The sequence below is a fragment of the Rugamonas rubra genome (assembly GCF_900114705.1).
In the GTDB taxonomy this organism is placed as follows: domain Bacteria; phylum Pseudomonadota; class Gammaproteobacteria; order Burkholderiales; family Burkholderiaceae_D; genus Rugamonas; species Rugamonas rubra.
The window spans coordinates 138,765-158,102 of record NZ_FOTW01000008.1 but is presented as its reverse complement, the minus strand read 5'-3'; the positions used below and the strand labels follow the sequence as shown (position 1 = coordinate 158,102).

Below are 19,338 nucleotides of genomic sequence, written 5' to 3'. Positions count from 1 at the left end.
CGCCGGCGGATTTTCTGGGTCTGGCGCGGGGTCAGCCCTTGACGGCGCCCTGGGTCAAGCCCTCGATCAAGCGCTTCGAGGCGACGAAGAACATGATCAACAGCGGCAGCACGGCGATCGCGGCGCCCACCATCAAGGCGCCCCACTCGGTGTTGTTGGGCGCCTGGATGCTGCGCAGCGCCACCGGTATGGTGTAGTTCTCCACCGAGCGCATCACCACCAGCGGCGTGATGAAGTTGTTCCACGAGTTGATGAAGGTGATCAGGCCGAGCGTGCCCATGGCCGGGCCGATCAACGGCAGCACCACGCGCCAGTAGATGGCGAACTCGCCGCAACCGTCGATGCGGGCCGCCTCGATCAGCTCGCGCGGGATCGCCGTGCCGATGTACTGGCGCATCAGGAAGATGCCCAGCGCGCCGGCCGCGCCCGGCACGTACAGGGCGCGCGGCTGGTCGAGCCAGCCGATGAAGTCCATCAGCATGAAGGTCGGCACCATGCCCATGAAGGCGGGGATGATCATCGAACCCATGACGATGGCGAACAGCGGCTGCTTGAAGCGGAACTCGTAGACGGCGAAGGCGTAGCCGCCCAGCGAGCAGAAGAACAGGGTCAGCGCGGTCTGCATCAACGCCACGTACAGGCTGACGCCGATGTTGCGCCAGAACGGCAGGCGCTCCTCGAGCAGCTTGAGGTTGTCCAGCGCCGAGGCGCCGAACCAGGCTGGCGGCGGGAAGCTGAAGATCTCCGCGCTGGTGTGGGTGGCGAAGACGAACATGAAGTAGAACGGCGTGAACATGATCAGCGCGCCGATGCCGACGATGCCGTAGGCGCCGAACTTGGCGCTCCATGCTGCGGCGGCGCCCAGGCCGTTCGAACGCGCCGCGCTTGCTGCCATTGTTGCGGATGCTGCGCTCATCGTGCGCCCCTTTCATTGCGGCTGAAGATGCGGTTGTTGATCCAGGTGCTGCTGGCGATGAGCAGGAACAGCAGCCAGGAGATGGCCGAGGCGGTGCCGAAGTCGCCCGACGAGAACGCCGTTTTGTAGACGAACATGGCGGTGGTCAGCGCCGCCTGCCCCGCCCCGCCGGACTCGCCGACCAGGATGAAGGGCTCCTCGAAGGTCTGCAAATTGCCCATGATGGTCATGGTCACGGCCAGGTACATCATCGGCCGCAGCTGCGGCAGCGTGATGTGCCAGAACTGCTGGCGCTTGCTGGCGCCGTCCAGGGTGGCGGCCTCGTATAGGTCGCGCGGGATCACCTGCAGCGCCGAGATGTACAGCACCAGGTTCCAGCCCAGGTAGCGCCAGAAGATCACGAAGGCCACGGCCGGCTTGATGAACTGCGAGTTGTTGAGCCAGTCGATGGGCTCGGCCGGCATCAGGGAACCGAGCAGCGGCACCTCGCCGAGCGCCTTGAGCAGCAGGTTGATCTCGCCGTACTGGCGCGAGAACAGGGTGTTGAACACCATCGCGATGGCCACGCTGGAGGTGATGAAGGGCAGGAAGTAGGCGCCGATCACCAGGTTGCGCGAGCGCTTGAAGGTGTTGTGGATATAGGCCGCCAAGGGGATCGCCACCAAGTGCTGCGGCACGCCGGAGGCCAGCGCCAGCCACAGCGTGTTGCCGAGCGACTTGAAGAACCAAGGGTCGTTCAGCGCGAAGATGTAGTTGTCCAGGCCGACCCACTGCATGGCGGTGATGCCGCTGGCGGCGTCCCACTGGTTGAACGACAGGTAGATCGAAAACAGCAGCGGGAACAGGCTGAAGGCGCCGAACAAAATGAAGAAGGGGCTGATGAACAGGTAGGGTGCCCACTTCTTCGAGTCGAAGCGACGGCGCGCGCCGCCACGCCGGCTTGGCGCGGCGCCGACCGGCTCGATGGCCTTGAACGGGCCGAGCGCGGGCGCGCTCACGGGCGCCCCCGGAGCGTGTCCTGCCGCTGCCGATTCGAGGCAGTCCGCAACGTGGTGGGCGCCTTGGTCCGCTGTGTGGTCTGGTGCATGCTCATCTCCATTCATCAACGGCGCGCCCGGCGCTCGATCAGCGCCTTGGCGTCGCGCAGCGCGGTCTTGATGTCCTTGTTTTGCTCCAGGACGTTTTCCAGCTCGCTGTTGACGACCTCGTTGGCCATCCAGTCGTATTTGTCGACGCGGATCACCGGGATTTTGACGGCGGTGTCGCGCGCCAGCTGGCGCGTCTTCTGGCCGCCGAAGTAAGGCTGCGCCTCGTCCATCGCCGGGTCGCCGTGCGCCGCCAGCAGCGACGGGTAGCCGCTGATCTCGCGCAGGGCCGTGAGCTGGACCTCCTTGTTGGCGGTCATGAACTTGATGAACTCCCAGGCCTCGGCCTTGTTGACGGCCTTCTTGGGGATCGCGTAGAAGGAGCCGCCGTAGGAGGCCAGCGCGCCGCCCGGCAGGCCGCTGGCACGCCACTGTCCCTTGTAGTCCGGCGCCAGCCACTTGGCCAGGTGGCCGCCGAACCAGAAACCGCTCATTTGGCTGGCCACCTTGCCGCGCTTGAAGCCCTCCGACCATTCGCTGGTCCAGGCCACCGTCTTGGTGTCGATGCCGGCGACGCGGGCCGCCTTGGCCAGCTCGAAGGCGCGCACGAAGCGCGGCGAGTCGACCAGCACCTTGCCCTTGTCGCCGAAGTAGATGCCCTCGCCGTCTTTCAGGTTGGCGCGGATGTAGATGTCCTTCAAATCGCCGGCGCGCGCCAGCAGCATGGCGCCGGTGGCGGCCTTGAGCTTTTTGCCGGCCTCGATGTAGGACTCCCACGAGCGGGTCAGCTCCTCCTCCTTGATGCCGGCCTTGTCCATCAGGTCCTTGCGGTAGAACAGCATGCCCGGGCCTATGTCGGCCGGCATCGCCGCCAGGTTGCCGCGCGAGTTGGTGGCCTGCGGGTAGGTGTAGGAGACGAACTGCTTGCGGTACTGCTCGGCAGCATATGGCGGCGCCAGCAGGTCGTCCAGCCCCTTGGACTCGGCGAAGATGCCGATGTAGCCGAAGTCGACCGCCACCACATCCGGCAGGTGGGCGCCGGCCGCCAGCGCGGTGGTCATGGAGTTGTGGTGGTCCTCGATCTGCAGGCTGACCAGCTTGATCTTGATTTCGGGGTGCAGCTTTTCCCACATAGGTAGCGCTACCTTCACCGCCCGGTCAAGATCCGGGAAGGAGGCTACGGTGATGGTCGCCGGGGCGGCGCCCACCTGTGGCGTGGCCACGGCGCAGAATGCGACGGCGCTGGCCATGGCGGCCGATATCCTTAACTTCATTGTTTTGTCTCCGATTATTCGTTTGCGTTTTCTATCTTGAAAACGTTTTCACATCATGCATTCATTAAATACCGCTTTTTGTTTGAAGTCAATCGCAAATCGGGGCCGGCGGAATCGAGGATTGAAGCACAGAAAGTTCCGCCGGGGCGCGCCGCCGGCCGGCGACGCCCGCCAAATCCCGTCCTCCCCTATGAAAAGCCGGTCGCGCGGCGGGCCGTGGCGGCGCACCGTTGCGCTCCGGTCAGTTGTGAAAAATATGCAACAATACTTGAAAACGTTTTCAACATTGCGTGACGTGATTCCCAAAAAGCGCCGAACCCGCCCGCTGCGATGCATTTTGGCCGGGTGGCGGGCGATTTATGTTACCCTTTCGCTGAAAAGGTTTTCAGGCCCGACCTGGCAACCGCGCATCGCACCGACAGGAACCACTTTGACCCACGACGACCAGCCCACCCCGCCATCGACCCTGATGGATGTCGCACGCCTGGCGGGGGTGTCGCCGAGCACGGTGTCGCGCATTCTCAACGGCACCGCCCGCGTCTCCGAGGACAAGCGGCAGGCCGTGCTGGCCGCCATCGCGCAGATGAACTTCGCCCCCAACCAGATGGCCCAGGCCCTGAAGAAGGGCCGTTCGATGACCATCGGCATCGTGGTGCAGGACATCTCCAGCGCCTTCTTCGACGAGAACCTGCGCGGCATCGACGACGGCCTGAAGGGCACCGGCTACGCCTCGGTGATCGTCAGCGGCCACTGGAACCCCGAGGAAGAGGCCGAGCGCATCCGCCTGCTGCTGGGGCGCAAGGTCGACGGTATCATCCTGTTGTCGGGCCGCATGTCCGACGAGGCGGTGCGCGCCTTCTCGCTGCAGCGCCCCATCGTCTCGACCGGACGCGAGCTGCACACCCGCAGCGCGCTCGGCATCAAGCTCGACAACGAGCACGGCGCCTGGATGGCGACCCACCATTTGATCGAACTGGGCCACCGCCGCATCGCCTTCATCGCCGGTCCGCCCAACAACATCGACGCCGAGGAGCGCCTGGCCGGCTACCGCCGCGCGCTGCGCGAGGCCGACCTGCCCTTCGACCCCAAGCTGGTGGTCGAGGGCAACTTCATCGAAAGCGGCGGCCTGCTGGCGATCAACCACCTGTTCGAGACCCAGCAGCAGTTTTCCGCCGTGTTCGCCGCCAACGACCAGAGCGCCTACGGCGTGCGCCTGTGCCTGTACCGCAAGGGCATCCGCGTGCCGGACGACATCTCGCTAGTCGGCTTCGACGATCTGCCCGGCTCCTCCTACACGACGCCGCCGCTGACCACGATTCGCCAGCCGCTCTACGAGATCGGCCTGCTCAGCACCAACGCGCTGTTGCGCCTGATCAACGGCGAGACGGTCGACACGCAGGTGCCGCCCCTGGAGTTGATCGTGCGCGAGACCACCCGGCGGGTGCGCTAAGCTGTCCATTCCGGGCTAGGCCGGGCGCGCTGTTCCTGTGGCGCGACAATCGCACGCACTCCTGCACCGTTCGCGCATCCGCTTTACAATGATGGTCGTTTCGGCAAAAATCGTCTTCTGTCTCAAACCACTAAGGAATAACAAATGGAACATACCCTGCCACCTCTGCCGTATGCAATGGACGCCCTGGCGCCCCACATCTCGCAAGAAACGCTGGAATACCACTACGGTAAACACCACCAAGCGTATGTCACCAACCTGAACAACCTGATCAAGGGCACCGAGTTCGAGAACCTGTCGCTCGAAGAGATCATCAAAAAATCCTCCGGCGGCATCTTCAACAACTCCGCCCAGGTATGGAACCACACCTTCTACTGGAACGGCCTGACCCCGACCGGCAGCGGCGCACCGACCGGCGCGCTGGCCGACGCGATCAACGCCAAATGGGGTTCGTTCGACAAATTCAAGGAAGAGTTCACCAAGTCCTGCGTCGGCAACTTCGGTTCCGGCTGGACCTGGCTGGTGAAAAAGGCCGACGGTTCGGTTGACATCGTCAACACCTCGAACGCCCTGACCCCGCTGACCACCACCGACAAGCCGCTGCTGACCTGCGACGTGTGGGAACACGCCTACTACGTCGACTACCGCAACGCCCGTCCAAAATACGTGGAAACGTTCTGGAAACTGGTCAACTGGGAATTCGCCGGCGCCAACTTCGCCTGATCGATTTTCGCTAGACCACCCGCCGCCGGCCCGTGCCGGCGCGGCGGGTGACAGAAAGCCTGTGCCTCGCGGCGCAGGCTTTTTTTCATCTCTCCCCCGGGACGCGGAAGCCGCCCCCCAACCGCAACCGGGGTCAGCAGCAACCGGGGTCAGTGCCGACATTCGTACACGAGCTCAGCTGTAAAGAGGTTCGGCGGCGTTGCTATGGTTGAGGTCGTGTCCGAATGTCGGCACTGACCCCGGGGCTTAGGGGCTTGGCGTCAGGACTGCAGCTGCAGGGTTTTGACCACCTTGTTCTCGTCGCGCTCGCCGGCGCCGGAGGCCCTGTTCTTGCTCTCCTTGCGGATCGCGATCAGGCGGTCGCCGACCAGGCTGTAGACGCTCTGGTCCTCGTTCTTCGCCTCGAAGCTGATGACGATGAAGGCGCGGCCGGAGGCGTTCTGCGTCAGCCGGCTGGCCAGCGGCACGCCGTCGGCGGCGATCCACACGTGCAGCACACCCTCGAAGTCCTTGATGTATTTGCGGTCGCGGTCGCTCAGCGTGTCGATCGAGGTCTCGTAGGTCAGCAGGCGGGCCGCCTTGCCGCCGTAGGTGTCGGCCTTTTCGCTCTTCCACACCGCCTTGTCGAGCACGCGCTGCAGCTCGCTGGCCGCCGAGATCATCGGCCGCAGGTCGTTGGGGGCGAACTCGCGCGCCGCCATCAGGGTCGGCGTCTTGGCGTTCGGGTTCTTCGCCTGGGCGTGCGCCTCGGCGTCCATGCGCGCCAGGATCTCGCGGCCGTAGGACAGCTGCATGCCGCGCACGCTGTCGTCGATGAACACGCTGGCCGCGCCATGGGTCTCCTCGGCGTCCTTGCCCTCGCCGGCGCGGCGCCAGGTCTTGGTTTCCAACAGCGCCTTCAAGGGCGCCTGCGCCTGGCAGCGCTCCAGCGCCGCCTTCAGGTCGGCCTGGCCGTCGGCGCGGGCGGCGTGGCCGCACAGGGCCAGGGCGGCCAGCAACATGGTGTGGGATAAGCGCATGCGGACTCCTTAGGGTTCTTGGCGCAGACGGCCGGCGGCCATGGTCAGCGTGCGGCCACAGCGGGCGGCGATGTTCAGGTCGTGGGTGACCAGCACCAGCGTCGAGCCGCGCTCGCGGTTGAGGGCGAACATCAGCTCGACCACGGCGGCGCCGGTGGCGGCGTCCAGGCTGCCGGTGGGCTCGTCGGCCAGCAGCAGCGGCGGCTCGGTGACGAAGGCGCGCGCCAGCGCGACACGCTGCTGCTCGCCGCCGGACAGGTACTTGGGATAGTGGCCCAGCCGGCTCGACAGGCCGACCCGCGCCAGCATCGCCTCGGCCCGGGCCTGGGCGTTGGCGTGGGTGAAGCCGCGCAGCTCCAGCGGCAGCATGACGTTCTCCAGCGCCGTCAAATGGGCCAGCAGCTGGAAGGACTGGAACACGAAGCCCAGGTTGTTTTGCCGGAAAACGGCGCGGCCGTCCTCGTCAAGCTTGAAGATGTCGACGCCCTCCAGCGCCACCGTGCCGTCGCTGGGCGTGTCCAGGCCGGCCAGGATGCCCAGCAGGGTCGACTTGCCGGAGCCGGAGGCGCCGACGATGGCCAGGGTCTCGCCGGCCTGTACAGCGAAGTCCACCTCGTGCAGGATGGTCAGCTCGCCGGTGGCGTCGGCCACCCGCTTGGACAGCTGGCTGACCGCGATGGCCGGGCGCAGCGCGGCGCGGTCTAGGTTCATATTCGTCATGGGTGTCCCTCGTTTTGGTTCAAATTGTTTTGCGACGGTTTGCTTCGGTGCGTGTCGTTCATCCGGTTCAGGCCTGGCGCAGGCTGTGCAGCGGCGGCAGCTTGAGCACATGGCGCAGGCCGAACCAGCCGCCGGCCATGGCGCAGACGGCGCCGGCCAGCAGACCGCCCAGCCACAGCGGCGCCGACCACGTCCACTCCAGGTGGAAGGCGTAGCGCGCCAGCGCCCAGCTGGCGGCGCTGGCGCCGGCGGCGGCCAGCAGGCCGGCCAGCGCGCCGGTCAGGCCGTGCTCGACCCACTGCGCGCGCGCCAGCTGGCGCCGGGTGGCGCCCAGCGCGCGCAGCAGCGCGGCCTGGCGGCTGCGCTGGTCCTGCGCGCCGGCCAGCGCGGCGTACAGCACCATCAGGCCGGAGGCCAGCGTGAACAGGAACAGGAACTCGACGGCGTGGCTGACCTGGTCCAGGGTGCGCTGCATCTGCTCGATGAAGGCGGCCACGTCGAACACGCTCAGGTTGGGGAAGTCGCGCGCCAGCTGGTGGGCGAAGCGTTTGTCCTGCGGCGGCACGTGCAGCGCCGCCGCGTAGGACAGCGGCAGGCCGGCCAGCGAGTTCGCATGCGTGTCGAAGATCATACTGGCGCGGCGTTGGCGCCAGTCGACCTTGCGCAGGCTGCTTACGCGCAGCGTCAAGTCCTGGCCGGCGACGTCGAAGGTCAATTGGTCGCCCAGCTTGAGCTTGAGCCTCTGCGCGGTCTTCTCCTCGACCGAGACCTCGCCGTGCCGCTGGCCGTACCAGGCGCCCGCCGTGATGCTGCTGGCGGCGTCCAACAGGCTGGTCTGACCGATGTCGAACTCGCGCTCCAGGCTCTCCTTGGCCTCGGCGCCGGTGCCTGCGTCGACCGCGGCGCGGCCGTTGATCAGCGTCAGGCGGCCGCGCGTGCTGGCGCGCAGCTCGGCTTGGCCGACGGCGCGCATGCGCGCCTCGACGGCGTCCCTCTGCTCCGGCTGGATATTGACGACGAAGTGGTTGGCGGCGCTGGCCGGCGTGGCCAGGCGCCAGGAGGCCAGCAGGTCGGCGCGCACCACGGTGAGCAGCAACAGGGCGGTCAGGCCCAGCGCCAGCGCGACGATCTGGGCGACGGTGGCGGCCGGCCGGCGCAGCATGTCGGTGATGGCGAAGCGCCAGGCCGGCTGGCGCAGCAGCGGCCGGGCGCGGCGCAACAGGCGCAGCGCCAGCCAGGCCAGCAGGCCGAACAGCAGGCCGCCGAGCAGGAAGGCGGCGGCGCCGGCCAGCCCGAGCACAACATCGCCGGTCTGCCACAACAGCAGCGCGGTGAACATGCCGAGGCCGAGAGCGTAGCCGGCCAGGCTCAGCGCCTTGGGCGCGCCGGCGTCGCCGCGCAGCAGGCGCACGTGGGAGGTGTTGCGCAGCTGGAGCAGCGGCGGCAGGGCGAAGCCGACCAGCAGCACCAGGCCGGTGGCCAGGCCTTGCAAGGCGGGACGCCAGCCGGCCGCCGGCAGGTCGGCGGCGGCCAGCTTGCCGAGCCACTCGATCAGCACGAAGTGGGCGGCGAAGCCGCACAGCACGCCGGCCACGCTGCCGGCCAGGGCCACCAGCAGGAACTCGAGCAGGTACAGGCGCAGCACCTGGCCCTGCGCCATGCCGAGGCAGCGCAGCATGGCGCAGGCGTCGACGTGGCGCAGCATGAAGCGGCGTGCCGCCATCGCCACGGCGACCGCCGCCAGCAGCGCCGACAGCAGGCCGACCAGCGAAAGGAATTGCTGCGCCTGCTCCAGCATGGTGTTGGCCTCGGAGCGGCGCGACTCGAACGATTCGATCTGCACGCCGCCGCCCTGCGCCGTGGCGCTGCGCGCCTTGGCCCATTGCGCGTAGCCGGCGACGGCGGCCGGCTCGCCGGCCAGTAGCAGGCGGTGGGTGGCCAACGCGTGCTGTTGCAGCAGGTGGGCGGCGTCCAGGTCGGCGCGCGCCATCATCACGCGCGGCGCCAGGTTCATGAAGGCGGCGCCGGCGTCCGGCTCGCTGGCGATGCGCTCGGCCACCAGCAGTTCGCTGTCGCCGATGCGCAGGCGCGCGCCGACGCGCAGGTTCAGGTTCAGCATCAGCGCCTGGTCGACCCAGACGGTGCCGGGGGTGGGCAGCGCGGCGGTGGCCACGGCGGCGTCGCCGCGCGCCAGCGTCAGCTTGCCGCGCAGCGGATAGCCCTCGCCCACCGCCTTCAGCGCCACCAGCAGCGAATTGGTCTGCTCGCCCTCGCCGGCCACGGCCATGCTCAGCATGGTGACGGTGTCGGCCGCGCGCAGGCCACGGCGCAGCGCCTCGGCGCGCCACTCGGGCGCCAGCGGCTGCTCCGACTCCAGCCGCAGGTCGGCCGCCAGCGTCTGGTGGGCGTCGCGGTTGAAGGCGGCGCCCATGCGGTCGACGAAGAAGTTGACGGCCGATAGCGCCGCCACCGACAGCGTCAGCGCCGCCAGCAGGAAGCGCAGTTCGCCGGCGCGCCAGTCGCGCAGGGTCATTCTCAGCGAGAGTCGGAACATGGTGATCCAGATGATGACAGGAGCGGGCAGTATGGCAGCGCCCGCCGCCGCCCGCCTCGGCCGTGCGACGGAACGCGGCTAGTCGCGATGGGTGGCGAATTTCGGGGACTAGGCGGTCTGGCGCCGCCGTCCGCCGGGCCGCACGGCGGGCGGCTCGCCGCTGCCGGTGCGGGCAGTCCGGCTCGAACGCCAGCAACGTGGTGCTGCGCCGAACACGCCGCTCGCACTGTGGGATTTACTCGCGGTATTGAAGGCACTTGGCCTGCGCCTCACCGCGCAAGCTACCACCACGCAGGCGACGGAACTGCCTCCCCAGCCTGCCAAGACGCATACGCCCCAGCTTTAACGCCGGCCATACCACGCCTGCCCCTGCGGCAGGTGCGCGAACGCGGGCGGCGCGGCCGTGCCGCCCGCCCGTTCCTGGCACCCACCCCGGCCTCAACGGTGGTGCTTGCCGCCCTCGGCCGCCGCGTCGAAATCGGCCTCGACGCCGAGGTCGAGCAGCGGAATCGACTCGATGTGGTCGACGTCGATGTCGGCGCCGTCCGGCGCCACGTTGTCGCCGTCGGCGCCGGCGCGCTCGCCGGTGCCGGCGGCGTCGGTGTCGCTGTCGAGGTAGACGTCGGCGACCACACCACCAAGCTCCACATCGTCATCGCTGCCGCGCCCCAGCGCCGGGTCGAGCTCGGGCGCCAGGCCGGCGCCGCCGTGCACATCGCTGCCGCTGTCGGAACTGTCGCTCGGACCGAGCGCGCCCGTGCCGTGACCGCGCCCCAGCGTGCGGTCGGTGCCAACCGGAATGTTGGCGGGGTCTAGTGTGCTGCCGGACATGAAGGCCTCCTTCTGTGCGTCATGAAATTGCGAAGCTTCATTTGAACAAGCCCCGCGCCCGCCGTCGGTGCGCCACCTCTCGTAGATTGCTATGTTCCCGATAGTAATTTTTTATTTTACAAATGTACTATTCAGAGATATAGTACTTGCATCCAAACGCGATACGACTCATCCGGCATCGCGTCGGAAGCAAGTTCGACGACCGGTAGGTGGCAGTCCGGCCAACAAGTCCGTAGCGCCACAAAGCCTTTGGCAGGCCGTTCCGCAGCGTGCGGGCGCCGCCCCTACCTCATCAGGAGAAACACCATGAACAGCAAACACCTCATCGCCGCCCTCGTCACCCTCGCCGCCGCCGGCAGCGTCTTGGCCCAATCGGCACCGGCCGGCGACAAGGCCGCCAGCGACACCAAGGCCGTCAGCGGCAACCAGGTCGAGTATCCAAAGGCCACCACCAGCGGCGTGACCCGCGCCCAGGTGATCGCCGAACTTATCGAAGCGCGCAAGAACGGCACCATCCCGGAAACGGAAGCCGACTACGACGTCGCCCAGACCAAGAAGCACTTCGCCAAGTAAGCCGCACCGGTAAAGAGCCGCCCGCCCCAACCCGGCAGGCGGCCCATTGACACCCTCTCCCACCCAAACGCCGCCATGACACTGATCCGCACCTTGACCGCCACCGCCTTGACGCTCGCCCTCGCCGCCTGCGCCGACATGGGCCACGTCAAGCCGCAGGCGCAGCAGCTCAAGCCAGCCGAACTGAACGCCGGCAGCGCCATCGCCGCCGCCGACGGCAAGGCGGCATGGCCGACGCAGGCCTGGTGGGAGAGCCTGCACGATCCCCAATTGAACCAGCTGGTCGACGCCGCGCTGGCCGACAACCCCGGCCTGCACGCCACCCAGGCGCGGGTGCGCCAGGCGCGCGCGCTGGCCGGGGTGGCCGAGGCGGCCACGCTGCCCAAGATCGACGCCAACGCCAGCGCCGACCGCGAGCTGTACTCGGCGCACAGCACGGTGCCGGCCCCGCTGGCCGGCAACTACGCCTGGAAGAACACGGCCGCGCTGTCCGGCTCCTACGACCTGGACCTGTGGGGCCGCAACCGCGACCTGCTGGCCGCCGCGCTGGGCGAGGTGCAAACCGTTTCGGCGGAGTCGCAGATGGCGCGCTTGGCGCTGCAGTCGGCCATCGTGCGCAGCTACATCCAGCTGTCGTTGGACTACGCGCTGCAGGACACCATCGTCGCCAACCTGGCGCAGCGCCAGCGCATCCTCGAGATCACGCGGCGCCGCCAGGCCGCCGGCTTGGCCAGCGACATCGACGTGAGCAGTATCGAGACCACGCTGCCGGCCGGCCGCCGCGACCACGAGCAGATCGGTGCGCAGATCGCCCTGCTGCGCAACCAGTTGGCGGCGCTGATCGGCAAGGGACCGGGCGACGGCGAGGCCATCGTCCGGCCGACGCTGGCGCTGGACCACGCGGCGGCGCTGCCCAGCGCGCTGCCGGCCGAGCTGCTCAGCCGCCGGCCCGACATCGCCGCCCAGCGCTGGCGCGTCGAGGCGGCGGCGCAGCGCATCAAGGCGGCGCGCGCCGACTTCTACCCGAACATCAACCTGGCCGCCTTCGCCGGCTTCCAGTCGATCGGCTTTAGCCACCTACTCGACACCCACTCGGCCATGCGCGGCGTGACGCCGGCGATCAGCCTGCCGATCTTCGAGGGCGGCCGCCTGCGCAGCCAGCTCGGCGCGCAATCGGCGGCCTACGACGGCGCCGTCGAGCAGTACAACGCCACCGTGGTGCAGGCCCTGGCGGAGGTGGCCAACGCCGTCACCCGCGCCGCCTCGGCGCGCGAGCAGGAACGCCTGAGCCGGCAGGCGCTGGCCTCGGCGCGGCGCGCCCACGCGCTGGCCGAAAAGGCCTGGCGCGCCGGCATGACCGACTCGGTCGGCGTCATCAACGCCCACATCGCCCTGCTCAACGAGGAGCAGCAGCAGGCGCAGATCGTCGGCCGCCAACTGGACAACTACGCCGAGCTGATGGCGGCCCTGGGCGGCGGAATTAAACTGGATTTGCCGTGAAGCTTAGATAGTACAATCAAGCCTTTCGAGACAAGCAGAGGAGAAGGCGATGAGCAGTTTTGAAGCCACAAAAAAGCGCCTGCAAAATATCCATGCACGTATGCCGGACTTCCCGGAAGACATGGTGCGCCTGTTACGCATGACCTACCACATCCAAAAACGGATGAAGGACCTGAGTAACGCGGCGCTGCGCAAATACGACCTGGTCGACGCCAGCTACATGGTGCTGGCGGTGCTGTACGGCTCGGACGACGAGACCTCGACCGCCTCCACCTTGGGCGAGGCCTGCATGGAAAAGCCGGCCAACCTGACACGGGTCTGCAACGACCTCGAGACGCAGGGCCTGATCGTGCGCGGCAACCGTCCCGGCGACCGCCGCTGCGTGATGATCTCGTTGACCGACGCCGGCCGCGACCTGGTCGCCCTGGTGCTGCCGGAAGTATGGCGAAGCACCATGCGCGCCTATGAAGGCTACAACGCCGACGAAGTAAAACTACTGGAATCCCTGCTCAAACGACAGCTGGACAACCTCGAAAACGCCACCTAGCAAAGCCCACCGACCACCATGCCCCCAGCGCCCTCCGCCCCACCATCTTCCCCGGCCACGAGAGCGCTCCAGTGGATCGGTGCGCAGGCGCGCGACTGGCGCGGCAGCGAGGGCGAGCGCCTGATCTTCGTCGCCAAGACCATGCTGGCCGCCTTCGGCGCGCTGTGGCTGGCCTTCCGCCTCGGCCTCGACTCGCCCAACACGGCGATGACCACCACCTTCATCCTGGCCCTGCCCAGCAGCGGCATGGTGCTGGAAAAAAGCTTCTACCGCCTGCTCGGCACCCTGGTCGGCTGCGCCGGCGCGCTGCTGATGATCGCCCTGGTGCCGCAGCAGCCGGTGCTGCTGTTCCTGGTGCTGGCACTCTGGGTCGGCCTGTGCACCGGCGGCGCGGCGATGTACCGCAACCAGCAATCCTACAGCTTCGTGTTGGCCGGCTACACCGCCTGCATGATCGCCATTCCCGCCATCGACAATCCGGCCACCGTGTTCACGTTGGCGGTGACCCGCGTCAGCGAAGTCGGCCTGGGCATCATCTGCGCCGCCGTGGTGCACGACACGCTGCTGCCGCGCCACCAGTCGCGCCAGGTGATGCGCACCGTGCAGGCGCGCTACAGCCGCTTCCTCGGCTTCTGCCAGGAGGTGCTGCAGGGCCGCCTGACGCCGGCCGAAACCGAGCTGACCCACCTGCGCTTCGCCGCCGACATCGCCGCCCTCGAATCGGGCCGCGCCGCCGCCTTCTTCGAGGCCGCCCACGCCCGCTCGCACACGCGCCAGCTGCACGCCTTCAACGGCGCCTTCATGGCCGCGCTGACCACCTTCTACACGCTGCACCGGCTGCTGCACCGGCTGCGCACCGGGCCGGCCGGCCCGGTGCTGGCGCTGGTCGAGCCGCTGCACACCACGCTGGCCGGCGCGCTGCGCGACGACGCCAGCGTCGCCAGCCTGGACCAGGTGGGCGTCCGGCTGGAACAGAAAATCGGCGCCGCCCGCGCCGCGCTGGGCCAGGTCGAGCGGGCCTGCCGGATCGACTTCGACACCGCCGTCGAGCTGCTCGAACGCTTCGCCCTCGACATGCGCGCCTTCGTCGCGCTGTACCACGGCCTGACCCAGGCCAAGCGGCAGCAGGTCAGCGACCCGGTCGCCTACAGCCCGAAGACGCCGCCGGCCATCGTCGTCGGCAGCGGCGTGCGCGCCGCCAGCGCCTTGCTGGCCGCCGCCGCCGCGTGGTACTGGCTGGCCTGGCCCTACGCCGCCAACGCCATGCTGATGATTACCGTGTTCAGCGCGCTGGCCTCGTCGTCGCCCCGGCCGACCATGATGGTCAAGCAGGTGCTGATCGGCTTTTTGTTGTGCTGGCCGCTGGCCTTCGCCACCGAGTTCTTCGTCGTCATCCACGCCAACGACTATCCGATGCTGGTGCTGGCCGCCCTGCCCGTGTTCGTGCTGGGCGCCTACCTGACCACCGATCCCAAACGCGCCGGCATCGGTGTCGGCATCAGCCTGTTCGCCGCCCAGGTGGTGGCGCCGTTGAACCTGATGCACTACGACGTCAACGGCTTCTTCAACACCACGCTGACGCTGGTGCTGGGCGTGGCGGTGGCCTACGCCATCTTCGCCGTGGTGCTGCCCGAGCACACCATGGGCCAGAAGGACCACATCGCCGAAGCGCTGTGGCGCGAGGCGCTGGCCACCTGCAAGGCGCCGCTGCCACAGCTCAAGCAGCGCTTCGACAACCGCGTGCGCGACCTGCTCAACCAGCTCAACGCGGCGGCCGGGCCGACGCCGGGCAAGGCGGCGCGCGCCGTGGTGCGCCAGGGCCTGACCCTGCTGGAGCTGGGCCACTCGGTGATCGAGATGCGCCAGCTGGTCGCCAACTCGCAGCTGCTGGCGGTGCGCAACGCGCTGGAGCTGGCGGTCGACATGCTGGCGCGCTACCTGCGCGCGCCCACGCCGGCCAGCTGCGCGGCGGCCCAGTTCGCCCTGCTGCAGGCCGGGCCGACGCTGCGCGCCGAGCTGCCGGACGCCGGCCCGGAACGCGAGCAGCGCCTGCGCACCGCGCTGATCGACCTGCATTCCATTTACACATCCCTGCGCGACCAGATGGCGCAGTTTCCAGGAGACGCACATGCTGCAGACCGTCCACACCATGCCGCGTGAGCTGGCAGTTTTCGGCGTGCTGCTGCCGACCATCCTACCGCTGTTCCTGTTCAGCCTCGTGCTGCAGGGCGCGCTGGACTGGGTGCTGGGCCGGCTCGGCCTGTACCGCCACCTGTGGCATCCGGCGCTGGTGCGCATGTGCCTGCTGGTCTGCATCTTCGGCGCGCTGATCACCACGCTGTACACCTAAACCAGAATCCAACCTTTTTACCGGAACGCCAAACGTGAACGCATCCAAGATCATCCGCCACTGCATCACCCTGCTGCTACTGGCCGCCGCCCTGTGGGTCGGCCGCAGCGCCTGGGACCACTACATGGAATCGGCCTGGACCCGCGACGGCCGCGTCAAGGCCGACGTGGTCAGCATCGGCGCCGACGTCGCCGGCACGGTCACCGAGGTGCTGGTGCGCGACAACGAGCTGGTGCGGCAGGGCCAGGTGCTGTTCGTCGTCGACAAGGCGCGCTACGAGAACGCGCTGGCGCAGAGCGAGGCGGCGCTGGCCGCGCAGCAGGTGGAAAAGGGCCGGCGCGCCAAGGAGGCCGGCCGCCGCGCCGGCCTCGATAGCAGCATCGTCTCGGCCGAGAGCCGCGAGACGGCCGAATTCGCCGTCGGCACCGCGTCGGCGCAGTACCAGGCGGCACTGGTGGCGCGCAACATGGCGCGGCTGAACCTGGAGCGCACCGTGGTGCGCGCGCCGGCCGCCGGCTACGTCACCAACCTCAACGTGCACGTCGGCGACTTCGCCGCCGTCGGCGCCGCCAAGCTGGCCGTCATCAACCGCGAGTCGTTCTACGTGGTCGGCTACTTCGAGGAGACCAAACTGCCGATGCTGGCGCTGAACGACCCGGTGGAGATGCGCATGATGAGCGGTGGCGCCGTGGTGCGCGGCCACATCGAGAGCATCGCCCACGGCATCACCGACCGCGACGCCAGCACCGGCCGCGAACTGCTGGCCGACGTCAACCCGACCTTCAACTGGGTGCGCCTGGCGCAGCGCGTGCCGGTGCGCATCCACATCGACCAGCTGCCGGCGTCGCTGCAACTGGTGGCCGGCACCACCTGCACGGTGGTGCTGACGCCGCGCATGGCGGAGGCCAACCATGGCTAATCCAGAGCACAAAAGCGGCATCGACCGCTTCGGCGTGATCCGCCTGTTCCTCGACGCCGCCCAGCTGGGCAGCTTCTCGGCCGCCGGCCGCAAGCAGGGCATGTCGCCGGCCGCCTCCAGCGCCTGCATCCAGCGGCTGGAGGCCTCGCTCAAGGTCAAGCTGTTCGAGCGCACCACGCGCCAGCTGCGGCTGACCGAGGAGGGCCGCATCTACCAGCACTTCAGCGAACAGGCGCTGGCGCTGATGGTCGAGGCCGAGGCCAGCCTGCACGCCGGCAGCGACGTGGTGCGAGGCACCGTCAAGATCTCGGCGCCGTCGGACATCGGCCGCAATGTGCTGCTGCCGATGCTCGACGCCTTCCGCGATCTGCATCCCGAACTGCGCTACGCGCTGGTGCTGACCGACGCCACCTCGAACCTGGTGCAGGACGATATCGACCTGGCGATCCGCTACGGCCAACTGCCCGACAGCGACATGGTGGCGCGCCTGCTGGCGCCGAGCCGGCGCGTGGTCTGCGTGGCGCCGGCGCTGGCGGCGCGGGTGGGCCTGCCGCAGACGCCGCAACAGTTGGCCGAGCTGCCCGCCATCGTTCTGGTGACGCCGCTCGGCGCCATGAACGAGTGGCGCTACACGGCGCCGGCCACGGTAGCGGCCGACGCCAGCGACAAGGCGCCTGGACGCCGCGCCCATTCGGTGCGCGTGCAGCACTACAACCAGAGCAACGACGGCGAGATCGTCCGCAAGTGGGCGGTGGCCGGCCGGGGATTCGCCTACAAGTCCATCCTCGACATCGCCGACGACCTGCGCGCCGGCCGCTTGCAAACGGTGTTGGACGACTACTTCACCGACAGCGCGCCGCTCAACCTGCTGTACCACCGCAACCGCTTCCAACCGCCGCGCATCGCGCTGCTGATCGACTTCCTGCTCGATCGCTTCGGCCGGCTAGTTAGCTAGCCCCACCCCGCAATGCGGCTGAAAGGGGTCAGACCCCGAGGGGTCTGACCCCGGCCTCCGGGGTGCGGGGTCAACGCTCAATCATGCAAAAATGCTTGGCGCGGCCGCCTACTGCTGCACCACGCCCATCTGCCGCAACAGCGTCAGGTTGTCCTCCAGATGCCAGTTGTCGGCGATGCGGCCCTTGACCACGCGGTACAGGTCGAAGGCCTGGAAGTCGATCGCCTGCCCCTTGCCCTGCACCTTGCCGAACTGGCCGGTGAAATGCCCGGTGAAGTGCAGCCGCACGGTGACGCGGTCGCCGGCGGCGACCATGTCGGTCACCTCCACTTTCAGATCGGGCACGGCGCCGCGGAAGGTGCGCGAGGCCTGCAGCGGGCCGGCCGTGCCCTGCTCGCGGCCGGGTGGCAGTGTGCGGTCGGTGAAGTCCACGGCCAGCGCCTGCTCGGCGTAGGCCGGATCGCCGCTGTTCCAGAAGGCGGCGTAGCGGCGCGCCGCCAACATAACCGCCTCCAGCTCGGGCGACGGGGCGGCGCTGGCGATGTGCTGCGGCACGGGCAGCACGGCATCGCTGGCCAGCACGGTCATCGAGACGGCGGCCAGCACGGCGGCGCTCAGCACGGGAAGCAGCGGGGATTTGTTGAACATGGTGAAGTCCTGGGTGGGTGGATGGAAACCGCATTGTCATGTTTCCACCCAGGATTGATAATGCAGCCACGTTTTGAATCATCTTCTTGTTTTTATTGAAGATGACGGCGCAGGCCTAGCGCGCGCCGGCGGCGTCGATAAACGTGCCGCTGACGTAGGAGGCGGCGGGGCTGAGCAGCCACAGGATGGCCTCGGCCACCTCCTCCGGCTGGCCGCCGCGCCCCATCGGCACCGAGGCCGCCATGCGGGCGACGCGGTCCGCGTCGCCGCCGCTGGCGTGGATCTCGGTATAAATCAAGCCCGGCCGCACGCAGTTGACGCGGATGCCCTCGGCCGCCACCTCCTTCGACAGGCCCAGCGTCAGCGTGTCGACCGCGCCCTTGGAGGCGGCGTAGTCGATGTAGACGTTGGGCGAGCCGACCTTGGCCGCGCCCGACGAGACGTTGACGATGGCGCCGCCCTGCCCGCCGCTGGCGGTCGACATGCGGCGCACCGCCTCTTTGCAGCACAGGAAGTAGCTGATGACGTTGGTGGTGAACACGCGCTGCAAGCGCTCGGCCGACATCTCCGTCAGGCGACACTGGGTCTCCAGGATGCCGACATTGTTGACCAGCGCGGTGATGGCGCCAAGCTGGGCGTCGACGGTGGCGAACAGACGCAGCACGTCGGCCTCGACGCCCACATCGGCCTGCACCGCGATGGCCTCGCCGCCGGCGTCGACGATCTGCCGGCGCAGCGCCTCGGCGGCGGCGGCGTCGCTGCGATAGTTGATGCAGACCGCGTAGCCGCGCCGGCTGGCCAGCAGCGCCGTCGCCGCGCCGATGCCGCGCCCGCTGCCGGTAATCAGGATCACTTGTTTCATGTCATGCTCCATGCTCGATTCGTCAAAGCGGAAATCATAGCAAGGATCGGATGGTGGCGACTACATACCCGGTCCGGTTCGGGCTAGCGCCGTTGTCGATATGGCGCGGGACATGATCAACCTTCAATGTAAGTCAACTTGGCTCCATCCGCCAACCGCGCGGACGCAAGGTGGATCGCGCTATAATCGTCGTGAGTCCCCACTCCGAACCGGAGCCAATATGAAACGATTTATGTTTCGTTCAAGCCAACAAAACTCAAGAATATACCCATCTGCAAAAATTCCGGCAGTCTCTCCTCCCGGCGAGCCGACAGCCGGTAACTGGAACGATGAGCACGCTGCTTTTCTAGCCGAGTACAACAAGCTCATTGAAGCGGAAGGCGTAGCGTTGGAAGAGTTCCGCTTGTTTTGA

At 68.0% G+C, this 19,338-nt stretch carries 19 protein-coding genes; 10 read left to right on the top strand and 9 right to left on the bottom strand.

What is annotated here, in order from left to right; translation table 11 throughout:
- Nucleotides 1-31: 31 nt before the first annotated feature.
- The 3 genes from BM252_RS08590 to BM252_RS08580 form a co-directional block, all read right to left on the bottom strand.
- On the bottom strand, nt 32-916 hold the full coding sequence (locus tag BM252_RS08590) for a carbohydrate ABC transporter permease (RefSeq protein ID WP_093386287.1): 885 nt from the start codon (nt 914-916) through the stop codon (nt 32-34).
- Entirely contained in the window at nt 913-1,914 is a 1,002-nt protein-coding gene (locus tag BM252_RS08585) for a carbohydrate ABC transporter permease (RefSeq protein ID WP_245774160.1), read from the bottom strand. Before BM252_RS08585 ends, BM252_RS08590 begins: the two co-directional genes overlap by 4 nt.
- A gap of 104 nt (nt 1,915-2,018) precedes the next feature.
- On the bottom strand, nt 2,019-3,275 hold the full coding sequence (locus BM252_RS08580; RefSeq protein WP_093386282.1) for an ABC transporter substrate-binding protein: 1,257 nt from the start codon (nt 3,273-3,275) through the stop codon (nt 2,019-2,021).
- A gap of 469 nt (nt 3,276-3,744) precedes the next feature.
- On the opposite strand from BM252_RS08580, the gene BM252_RS08575 reads away from it, so the two are divergent.
- On the top strand, nt 3,745-4,725 hold the full coding sequence (locus tag BM252_RS08575; RefSeq protein WP_093386644.1) for a LacI family DNA-binding transcriptional regulator: 981 nt from the start codon (nt 3,745-3,747) through the stop codon (nt 4,723-4,725).
- A 144-nt stretch (nt 4,726-4,869) separates the two neighbouring features.
- Complete coding sequence (gene sodB / locus BM252_RS08570; RefSeq protein ID WP_093386279.1) at nt 4,870-5,448, top strand: superoxide dismutase [Fe]; 579 nt, start codon at nt 4,870-4,872, stop codon at nt 5,446-5,448.
- Nucleotides 5,449-5,708: 260 nt separating this feature from the next.
- Here the strand turns inward: sodB and BM252_RS08565 are convergent, their stop codons facing one another.
- The 4 genes from BM252_RS08565 to BM252_RS08550 all read right to left on the bottom strand — a co-directional run bounded on the left by BM252_RS08565 (nt 5,709) and on the right by BM252_RS08550 (nt 10,572).
- Complete coding sequence (locus tag BM252_RS08565) at nt 5,709-6,467, bottom strand: hypothetical protein (protein ID WP_093386277.1); 759 nt, start codon at nt 6,465-6,467, stop codon at nt 5,709-5,711.
- 9 nt (nt 6,468-6,476) lie between these two features.
- The gene (locus BM252_RS08560) at nt 6,477-7,187 is read right to left on the bottom strand and encodes an ABC transporter ATP-binding protein (protein WP_093386274.1); all 711 of its coding nucleotides are present in this window, start codon (nt 7,185-7,187) and stop codon (nt 6,477-6,479) included.
- A 67-nt stretch (nt 7,188-7,254) separates the two neighbouring features.
- Nucleotides 7,255-9,741 carry an ABC transporter permease gene (locus tag BM252_RS08555; RefSeq protein WP_093386272.1) on the bottom strand — a complete coding sequence of 829 codons (2,487 nt, stop codon included), beginning with the start codon at nt 9,739-9,741 and terminating at the stop codon, nt 7,255-7,257.
- Nucleotides 9,742-10,179: 438 nt separating this feature from the next.
- Entirely contained in the window at nt 10,180-10,572 is a 393-nt protein-coding gene (locus tag BM252_RS08550; RefSeq protein ID WP_093386269.1) for a hypothetical protein, read from the bottom strand.
- Nucleotides 10,573-10,878: 306 nt separating this feature from the next.
- On the opposite strand from BM252_RS08550, the gene BM252_RS08545 reads away from it, so the two are divergent.
- The 7 genes from BM252_RS08545 (at nt 10,879) to BM252_RS08515 (ending at nt 17,416) form a co-directional block, all read left to right on the top strand.
- A complete protein-coding gene (locus tag BM252_RS08545; protein WP_093386268.1) occupies nt 10,879-11,145 on the top strand; it encodes a DUF4148 domain-containing protein in 267 nt (88 codons plus the stop codon).
- Nucleotides 11,146-11,220: 75 nt separating this feature from the next.
- On the top strand, nt 11,221-12,645 hold the full coding sequence (locus BM252_RS08540; RefSeq protein ID WP_093386265.1) for an efflux transporter outer membrane subunit: 1,425 nt from the start codon (nt 11,221-11,223) through the stop codon (nt 12,643-12,645).
- Nucleotides 12,646-12,694: 49 nt separating this feature from the next.
- Entirely contained in the window at nt 12,695-13,192 is a 498-nt protein-coding gene (locus BM252_RS08535) for a MarR family winged helix-turn-helix transcriptional regulator (protein ID WP_093386263.1), read from the top strand.
- A gap of 18 nt (nt 13,193-13,210) precedes the next feature.
- On the top strand, nt 13,211-15,352 hold the full coding sequence (locus BM252_RS08530) for an FUSC family protein (RefSeq protein WP_093386260.1): 2,142 nt from the start codon (nt 13,211-13,213) through the stop codon (nt 15,350-15,352).
- Nucleotides 15,321-15,542, top strand: coding sequence for a DUF1656 domain-containing protein (locus tag BM252_RS08525; RefSeq protein ID WP_425442275.1), 222 nt, complete (start codon nt 15,321-15,323; stop codon nt 15,540-15,542). Before BM252_RS08530 ends, BM252_RS08525 begins: the two co-directional genes overlap by 32 nt.
- 34 nt (nt 15,543-15,576) lie before the next feature.
- A complete protein-coding gene (locus BM252_RS08520) occupies nt 15,577-16,461 on the top strand; it encodes an HlyD family secretion protein (protein ID WP_093386258.1) in 885 nt (294 codons plus the stop codon).
- Nucleotides 16,454-17,416 carry a LysR family transcriptional regulator gene (locus BM252_RS08515; protein ID WP_093386255.1) on the top strand — a complete coding sequence of 321 codons (963 nt, stop codon included), beginning with the start codon at nt 16,454-16,456 and terminating at the stop codon, nt 17,414-17,416. Before BM252_RS08520 ends, BM252_RS08515 begins: the two co-directional genes overlap by 8 nt.
- Nucleotides 17,417-17,524: 108 nt before the next feature.
- On the opposite strand, the gene BM252_RS08510 is transcribed toward BM252_RS08515, so the two are convergent.
- On the bottom strand, nt 17,525-18,064 hold the full coding sequence (locus tag BM252_RS08510) for an ester cyclase (RefSeq protein WP_093386253.1): 540 nt from the start codon (nt 18,062-18,064) through the stop codon (nt 17,525-17,527).
- Between the two features lie 115 nt (nt 18,065-18,179).
- Nucleotides 18,180-18,926, bottom strand: coding sequence for an SDR family oxidoreductase (locus BM252_RS08505; protein WP_093386250.1), 747 nt, complete (start codon nt 18,924-18,926; stop codon nt 18,180-18,182).
- A 220-nt stretch (nt 18,927-19,146) separates the two neighbouring features.
- Between BM252_RS08505 and BM252_RS29975 the strand changes: the two genes are divergently transcribed.
- The gene (locus tag BM252_RS29975) at nt 19,147-19,338 is read left to right on the top strand and encodes a type II toxin-antitoxin system CcdA family antitoxin (protein ID WP_139236354.1); all 192 of its coding nucleotides are present in this window, start codon (nt 19,147-19,149) and stop codon (nt 19,336-19,338) included.